We start from the raw sequence: 7,648 nt of genomic DNA, 5'->3' as shown, positions 1-7,648 counted from the left end.
CAAAGTTTCTCTCGTAAAGGAAATTGTTTGGACAATTCACCAATGGAAAATTTCTTTAGTCTTTTGAAACAAGAAGTATATCATGGACAAGTTTTTCATAGCTACGAAGAACTAGAGAGAACAATCGTCACATTTATCGACTATTACAATCACAGAAGAATCAAACGGAAACTCGATTGGATGAGTCCAATCGACTATCGTAAAGAAATTCAGAACGCCGCTTAGGGTTAGAAGTTTCTTGCGGATAAAAGTAGAAAAAAAGAAGTGGATTTCTCCACTTCAAAAAAGTCTAATATTTGGGGGTCACTACACTTTCAAAAAAATGAAAGTCCTGTTTTTTTAGGTTCTTCTTCTTTTAAGGTTGGTAAAGATCTGATCACTCTTTTAGATAAAGAGAAAAAACTCAGCAATCATTTGATCTCCATTTTTAAACTTTTCATCACGTCTAACGCCTTTTGATGTAATGCCTCAGTAGAACCTGCGCAAGCTTCTTTGAGAATGCGAACCGACGCTAACGGAAAAGAATTGTGCAGCATTACCGCATTTGAAAGGACACAGACATTCGTTTCAGCACCAACGACTGTAATCACTCTATTCGGGTCGTCTTGATATTCATCTCGCAGCTTAGCAGCTACTTCTGGAGAGATTGAATGAAAGTCCTTCTTGATGGCTTGGTGCTTTTGCAGAGCTTGTTGCAGTGGTGGATACAATTCATGTCCCCATTGATCTTCTTGTGCTGAACGGCCTTCATCTGATTGATGTTTGTCAAGCGTATAATAGATAGGTTCTCCCTGTTCTTCTTGCCTGCGGATTTCTTGTAAAATGTTCGGCACGATCTCTTTGGCTCCTTCAACGACCATTGCACCCTTTTCCGGATCGACGTAATCATTCTGCATATCAATCACAAATAACATCTTCTCATCTACTTTCTCTCTTCATTAGTTTTGAATCTATTTGTTATCGAGTTCTTTATCAAAAGTATAACGTGTTCACTTTAAGAATAAAAACAAAATCACTCCTGCAACTTTGTAATAAAAGGCTAGAAAAGAGCAGGAAGAAAAGAGCCGACACAATAAAGAACAGGATACCATATCATAATTCCGCCTAATGCTTTCAATACAATAGGAAAGGTTTTCTGTTTATCTTGAACATGGAAATAAGCCTGCAAGTTTTTCCATGACTTAGGTAAAAGTACAACCAACAATAAAACTGTCCATGGTGCCAAACCTAAAAAGGCTAAAACAAAAAGCCAGACAAATGAAAATAGAAAAGTGATTTTGGTCACTGTAACGGAACGCGCTTTTCCAAGATAGTAAACAAGCGTCTTCCTTCCGTTCACTATATCCTCTTCTAAATCACACGTATTATTAGCCAATAAATTATTGAACATCATCAAGACGGTCGGCAAACAAACCAATAAAACTTTTGCCAACAAACTGAATGGTTAAAGGGGTGTGGATAAAATCACTCAAGTAAGCGCCCACGAGCGGAACAAAAAAACCACTCGCCAACGAAGTAACCGTTTCAGCTATCGGCAGACTATTCAATGGCTTAGGACCTGCTGAATAAAATAAACCAATGTAAAAACCGATCAATCCTAAAACAAGCAGTACCCAATTTGTTTGCCATGCCAGCAAAACGCCTAACAGGGTAGCAACTGCTAAAAAGATGATAAAAGTTGTTCGAACGGTTTTCAAAGATAAGTTTTCTCTGCCTATGATGTTCGTTTTCGTCTTATATTCATGTTCATCTGATGCATTCAAATAATCCATGTAATTATTAAAGACATTTACGGCAATATGGAAAAACAAAATCAATAAAATATATAATAATACTTGCCCATTAAAGAAAGAGCCATTTTCGTACCTTGAATAAGACACACCTAACAAAATCAAAAATAAATTCAAAGGAGAGGTATAAATTTCTCCTAATTCCCATAGTTGTTTCGCACTCACCTATATTCCTCCTAAATCAAATGGCTTTTTATGATGACACAACTATTTTATCATATCTATTAGGAGGTTTTCTTTTGTTGCTTAATTTTTTTCAAAATCTGTAAAAATAGATTTAGTCATTTTAAAAACGACGACCTGCTTCATATCAGCCTAAAGTCAAATCAATAAAGTGATAACAAAGAATGGTTTTCTTCACTTTTCTCCCTTTTCTTTTTTGATTAATTGCAGAATATCTTGAGGTTCTTCAAAAAAGTAGTCTGCACCTTCAAAATCTTCTCTCGATTTAGCTCCCCATAACGCGACACCAAAAGCCGTACCAGCTTCTTGTGCACATTGATAATCAAAAATAGAATCCCCAATATAAATCGTGTCTTTCGGCTGTAGATCCATTTTTTTCATGCAGGCCAGTAAAGGTTCAGGATGCGGTTTATGTTTTTTGGTTTGTGAAGCGGTAATAATCGCGCTAAAGTAATGATCCAAGCCAAAAGGTGTGAAACCATCCATTACCCCTTCATCCGTTTTTGAAGTCACCACTCCTGTTGCGACACCTAATGTTTTCAGCTCTTCTAAAGTATCTTCTATTCCCTCAAATACATGAACTTGATCATAGTGTTCTTGCTGCTTTTTGACCCATACTTTTCTCACTTTTTCTACATCTTCCACACCAAATTTTTCCAACGCCTGTTTGCCAGGGATACCAAAAATCTGATGGAGTTCATCCATACTTTTATCCATTTCTGCTTCTTCTGCTAACGTTTCTTGCAGAGCTGTCAATACAGCTTCTTCTGTGTCAATCATCGTCCCATCCACATCAAAAATAATGGCTTTCATTTTTTTCCTCACTCTCTTTTTTTTTCAACTATTTTATTTATTCTCTCTTCTCTCATCTTAACACTTCTTTGATCGTTGATGAATCATTAACACTCCCACATCATTTTTACAGCTTTTGCTTGCCAAAGGTTATGCATATTCGTTTGACTCTTCATTTAAATATCGTTATACTCATTTTGAATGAATAGTAAGCGTTATCTTTTGTTCATTACTTATTTTTGGAGGTCAGTATCATGAAACAGTTAGGTGTATCTATTTACCCTGCTAAATCTTCTTTTGAGGAAGATTTAGCGTATTTAGATTTAGCAAAAAAATATGGCTTCACGCGTATCTTCACTAGTTTGCTGGAAATTTCCGGCGACAATTCTGAAGTCGTTGCTAAATTCAAAAAAATTATCAACTATGCCAATTCAATCGGAATGGAAACTGTGCTAGATATTAACCCAGGTCTGTTTGGTCAATTAGGTGTTAGCTACGAAGACCTAAGTTTCTTTAAAGAGCTTGATGCAGCAGCTATCCGTTTAGACTTGGGATTCACAGGAGCTGAGGAAGCTTTAATGACAAAAAATCCACAGCGCCTAAAAATCGAAGTCAATATGAGCAGCGGTACAAAATATATCGATAATGTGATGAGTAACCGGCCAGACCGCGACTACTTAACGGCTTCTCACAACTTCTATCCGCAACGTTATTCTGGCCTGTCTCAAGAACATTTTGAAAAAACAACGGCTCAATTCAATCAGTATCGTTTGCATACAGCATCTTTTATCACAGCTGAAAATGGCGAGCTAGGACCGTGGCCTGTTCAAGACGGTTTGTGTACTTTAGAAAGCCATCGTCATTTGTCGTTGCACACGCAAGCCACTCATTATAAGTTGATGGATACGATCGATGATTTGATCATTGGGAATGCTTATGCTTCTGAAGAAGAACTGAAAGCAGCATCAGAAGCTTACTTAGGCACACAACCTCAATTAAAAGTGATTTTTTCTGAACAAGCTACAGATGTAGAGAAAAAAGTCATTTTAGAAGAACTTCATTCATATCGCGGAGACCGCTCTGAGTACATGATTCGCTCAACTATGACCCGTATCAAATACAAAAATGAAGCCTTCCCTGCACATCAAACAGGTCCGATCAAAAAAGGCGATGTCCTGATCTGCAATGACCAATTTGGCCAATATAAAGGTGAAACGCAAATTGCGCTAAAAGAAATGGAAGATGATGGTACACGTAATATCGTCGGACATATCCCTGAAGAAGCCTTTTCTTATTGGATTACTTGCCGCCTACTTCGTCTTACCGTTTTATTCAATAGTTTAGATTGCATGAAAAAGTATTCTTTCTCTTTTAAAGAGCGAGAATACTTTTTCGTCTAAAATTCATCATCGTTTAAACCACTTTAATCGACAACAGGATGAGGAGGAAAAGAATGGAGCGTGCTCAGATCGTGTACGATACATTAAAGCAATTAGACATCGCTTATTCAATCGTCGAACACCCGCCAGCAACATCTACTGAAGAAGCTGATCACTACATTGAAGGAAAAGAAGGGGTTCGAACAAAAAGTTTATTTTTGATAAACAAAAAGAAAAAAGCTTTCTATTTGATTATCATGGATGACCAAAAAAGATTGGATATTAAGAAGCTGAGCAGCATCTTAGATGAAAAACGTTTGAAGTTTGGATCGTCAGAATTGTTATTGGAAAAGATGAATCAGTCGCCTGGTTTAGTTTCTCCATTTGGTCTTTGGAACAATACTGAACAAGATGTTCAAGTTTATCTGGACAGAGAAATGCTCGCTGAAAAAGTCGTTACTTTTCATCCAGATGACAATACAAAAACTATTTTCTTCTTAACCACAGATTTGTATAAGCTTCTTGATGCTTTGGGTTACCCTTATACGATCATTGATTTGTAAAACGACAGCGCTTCTCAGTAGACTCCTCTCCTGGCAGGGTTTGCTGAGAAGCTTTTTTTGATTTTTCATCTTCTAATGTTGATAGAGAAATAAGATTCTAACGGGGTTGGCATTAAAAAATCGATTTTTTGCTGATCAATGTTAAATATTGTTGAACTCTTTTTGTTGCTTTTCCATTTATTTTTAAACAAGCAACTTCTTTTGCATCATCAACCTTCAAACGACCATTTTAGTCTGCTAAGATCTTTGTTACAATGAGCTAAGTAATATGTACATAGAATCTGCAATCTAAAGGAGTACCCTAATATGATAACATTCAAGTCCGTTTCTAAAACTTACGGAAGCAAAAAAGCTTTGAACGATGTTTCTTTTACGATACAGCCTGGCGAAATTTTTGGTTTGATCGGCCATAATGGTGCTGGTAAGTCGACAGCTATTAAATCTCTCGTCAGTATCATTGAACCAACAGCAGGTGAAATTTTAGTTGACGGTACAAAATTGGAAGATAATCGTTTAGCTATTAAAAAGAAAATTGGTTATGTTCCTGACTCTCCAGATATGTTTTTACGTTTAAGTGCCATGGAGTATTGGAATTTGATTGCTGTAGCTTATGAACTTACTGAAGAAGAAAAAAATCAACAGCTCAATAAACTGATGCATTTATTTGATATGACAGCCAGTCAAAATGACGTCATTAGTTCTTTTTCACACGGCATGCGTCAAAAAACGTTTATTATTGGCGCGTTACTGTCAGACCCTGATATTTGGATTTAGACGAGCCCATGACTGGTCTAGACCCTCAAGCTTCTTATGATCTAAAGGAAATGATGAAACAACATGCAGCAGCTGGAAAAATCGTGCTGTTCTCTACGCACGTTTTAGAAGTTGCACAACAACTCTGCAATCATATTGCCATTTTGAAACAAGGAACGATTTTATATGATGGAACGATTCAAGATCTACAAGCCAATAATGAAGAACAGTCGCTAGAAACGATCTATTTAAAAATGGCAGGCAGACCTCCTGCAGAAGAACAAAATAGACAAAACAATGATGGTCTTTCCTCTGAAAGGAGAGGATAAACATGCGGCTGCACCATATCCTTGAATTGACCAAAGCAAACTTGATTTATGCCAATCCTCAAATGATAGAAAAAAAGAGAAATAAAGAAGCTAAGACCGGTCAACGTTCAAAAGTCGCACCGCATATGACTGTATTGCTGCAAAGCGGTTTTCTTTTGCTCGTTTTTCTGCTGATTTATGGCTTTATGTTTTCAGCTATTGATTTTTCTCAGTATCCGGGTATGTTCACAACTCTTACGCTTCTTTTTATCGTAATGGCGTTACTACAAGGCTTTTATGTCGTGTATAACTTATTCTATGAATCAAAGGATTTGATTCATTACCTTCCGCTGCCTTTTAAAGGAAGCGAAGTTTTTTTAGCTAAGTTAACGGTCCTTGCTTTGATGATGCTACCCTATCTTATTCCTATTCTGGGTTTATTTATCATGCTAGGACAAGATGCAGGACATCCTTTTCTGCTTTCTTTGATTGCTTCAGTACCCTTGTTTATACTGCTGACGGTTGTCGTCTTTTTCTTTTCCGTTGTGCTGGTCCATTTGATCACTAAGTTAGCTGTTTTCAGAAAAAATAAACAATTGGTCACGACGGTTCTATACTCAGCATCCAGCTTTGGGATGATTGCTGTTATTTTTTATCTTTCCTCAATGGACCCTTCTTCAGTAGAAGTCGGACAAGTTGCTCCAGATACAACGGTCATCCCTTTTATTCATTTTTTCTATGCTCTGCTGTTAGATCCTAGCGACCTTACTGCTTGGCTGGGACTTGGTTTGTGGATCGCATTGCTCGCTGCGCTGATGCTGATCGTGTTCAAATGGGTCGTCCCAGGATTCTACCGTGAAGAAGAAATCGTTTCTGTCAAAAGCAGCAAACAATCTAGTACTTCTCAAACTTCAACACATCATCTACAACATTTGGAAAAAACGACCGGTAAAAAAAAGACAGCTGCTTCTCATCAACATCCGGTATCTGTCAATCGAACGCTATGGAAATACAATCTTGGATTGATTCAAGATGGCACATTGATCATGCAACACATTAGTTCGAGCATTCTCTTTCCAATCTTCCTTTTAGGGCCTATGGTTTTAAATGGTCTCTATCTAGGTGAGTTATCTTTAAATTACTGGGCCTTATTCTTCTTTGGAGGATTTGTTTATGCCTTTTTGACTTTAAACGCGATCTCTATTGTCGGCGTCATCATTTCATTGGATCGAGAAAATTTTCAGTATATGAAATCTCTACCTTTCTCAATGAAAAATTACTTAAAGCAAAAGTTTTTATTTGCCTTTGTGATTGAACTGAGCTTGCCGCTTGTTCTTGGCCTTCTGTTGATTTTCATCGCAAAAGTCCCGCTGCTGCTAGGCTTTTTGTTTCTAAGCGGTATGGTCATTGGCATTTTTACACTGTGCCAATATTACTTCGCTCGTGATTATCGCCTTTTGGACTTTGAATGGCAAAACTTGACCGAGCTGTTTAACAGAGGCGGCGGAAACTTTGCCCAGTTTATCAGCATTTTCGGCTCTTTTTTCATCGGCTTTATCGTTATCCTTTTCCTAGGACTCTTATTCACTTCCTTATCGTCTATAGGACAATTACTGCTATCGTTGCTGATCGTACTCATCCCATTTATTGCAAGCTGTTTATTAACCATAAGGTACCAGAAACGCTTCTGGTCTCAATTCAATGATTGAGTTTATTTTAATCTTTTATAACGAATCATGAAGCAAAGACTCGTCAGTGCGACGAGTCTTTTTCTTATCTTAATGACTAACTCAAATGCATGTGGCTCCTTGAGTTTGTCATTAAGTCTCAATAATGACCTACTCAAATGTGATAAGCTCCTCGAGTTTGTCATTAAGTCT

At 37.3% G+C, this 7,648-nt stretch carries 7 protein-coding genes and 2 pseudogenes; 5 read left to right on the top strand and 4 right to left on the bottom strand.

Going from position 1 to position 7,648, the window contains the following annotated elements; all coding sequences use genetic code 11:
- Nucleotides 1–225 (top strand): IS3 family transposase (locus BM057_RS04940; RefSeq protein WP_143074475.1); only part of this gene is annotated, 225 nt, incomplete at its 5' end.
- Nucleotides 226–410: 185 nt separating this feature from the next.
- On the opposite strand, the gene BM057_RS04935 is transcribed toward BM057_RS04940, so the two are convergent.
- The 4 genes from BM057_RS04935 to BM057_RS04925 form a co-directional block, all read right to left on the bottom strand.
- The gene (locus tag BM057_RS04935; RefSeq protein ID WP_092091907.1) at nt 411–914 is read right to left on the bottom strand and encodes a cysteine hydrolase family protein; all 504 of its coding nucleotides are present in this window, start codon (nt 912–914) and stop codon (nt 411–413) included.
- 125 nt (nt 915–1,039) lie between these two features.
- The gene (locus BM057_RS11925) at nt 1,040–1,390 is read right to left on the bottom strand and encodes a prenyltransferase (protein WP_342708090.1); all 351 of its coding nucleotides are present in this window, start codon (nt 1,388–1,390) and stop codon (nt 1,040–1,042) included.
- Nucleotides 1,380–1,955: a UbiA family prenyltransferase gene (locus tag BM057_RS11920; protein ID WP_245741803.1), complete on the bottom strand. Its 576-nt coding sequence runs from the start codon at nt 1,953–1,955 to the stop codon at nt 1,380–1,382. The genes BM057_RS11925 and BM057_RS11920 overlap by 11 nt, the downstream gene beginning before the upstream one ends.
- Before the next feature lie 192 nt (nt 1,956–2,147).
- Nucleotides 2,148–2,786, bottom strand: coding sequence for an HAD family hydrolase (locus BM057_RS04925; protein ID WP_092091905.1), 639 nt, complete (start codon nt 2,784–2,786; stop codon nt 2,148–2,150).
- 233 nt (nt 2,787–3,019) lie between these two features.
- On the opposite strand from BM057_RS04925, the pseudogene BM057_RS04920 reads away from it, so the two are divergent.
- The 4 genes and pseudogenes from BM057_RS04920 (at nt 3,020) to BM057_RS04905 (ending at nt 7,477) form a co-directional block, all read left to right on the top strand.
- A pseudogene (locus BM057_RS04920) lies at nt 3,020–4,104 on the top strand (DUF871 domain-containing protein).
- 114 nt (nt 4,105–4,218) lie between these two features.
- A complete protein-coding gene (locus BM057_RS04915) occupies nt 4,219–4,707 on the top strand; it encodes a prolyl-tRNA synthetase associated domain-containing protein (RefSeq protein ID WP_092091903.1) in 489 nt (162 codons plus the stop codon).
- 306 nt (nt 4,708–5,013) lie between these two features.
- Nucleotides 5,014–5,789, top strand: a pseudogene (locus tag BM057_RS04910) (ABC transporter ATP-binding protein).
- Between the two features lie 2 nt (nt 5,790–5,791).
- Nucleotides 5,792–7,477: a hypothetical protein gene (locus tag BM057_RS04905; protein WP_092091901.1), complete on the top strand. Its 1,686-nt coding sequence runs from the start codon at nt 5,792–5,794 to the stop codon at nt 7,475–7,477.
- Nucleotides 7,478–7,648: the final 171 nt, after the last annotated feature.

It is taken from the genome of Pisciglobus halotolerans (assembly GCF_900113675.1).
In the GTDB taxonomy this organism is placed as follows: domain Bacteria; phylum Bacillota; class Bacilli; order Lactobacillales; family Carnobacteriaceae; genus Pisciglobus; species Pisciglobus halotolerans.
The sequence above is the reverse complement of the archived record's forward strand: the minus strand, read 5'-3'. Positions and strand labels throughout refer to the sequence as shown.

Coding starts and splice junctions, on each gene's coding strand:
- BM057_RS04935 (WP_092091907.1), bottom strand. CDS start 914: ATGTTATTTGTGATTGATATGCAGAATGATTACGTCGATCCGGAAAAG.
- BM057_RS11925 (WP_342708090.1), bottom strand. CDS start 1,390: ATGTTCAATAATTTATTGGCTAATAATACGTGTGATTTAGAAGAGGAT.
- BM057_RS04925 (WP_092091905.1), bottom strand. CDS start 2,786: ATGAAAGCCATTATTTTTGATGTGGATGGGACGATGATTGACACAGAA.
- BM057_RS04915 (WP_092091903.1), top strand. CDS start 4,219: ATGGAGCGTGCTCAGATCGTGTACGATACATTAAAGCAATTAGACATC.
- BM057_RS04905 (WP_092091901.1), top strand. CDS start 5,792: ATGCGGCTGCACCATATCCTTGAATTGACCAAAGCAAACTTGATTTAT.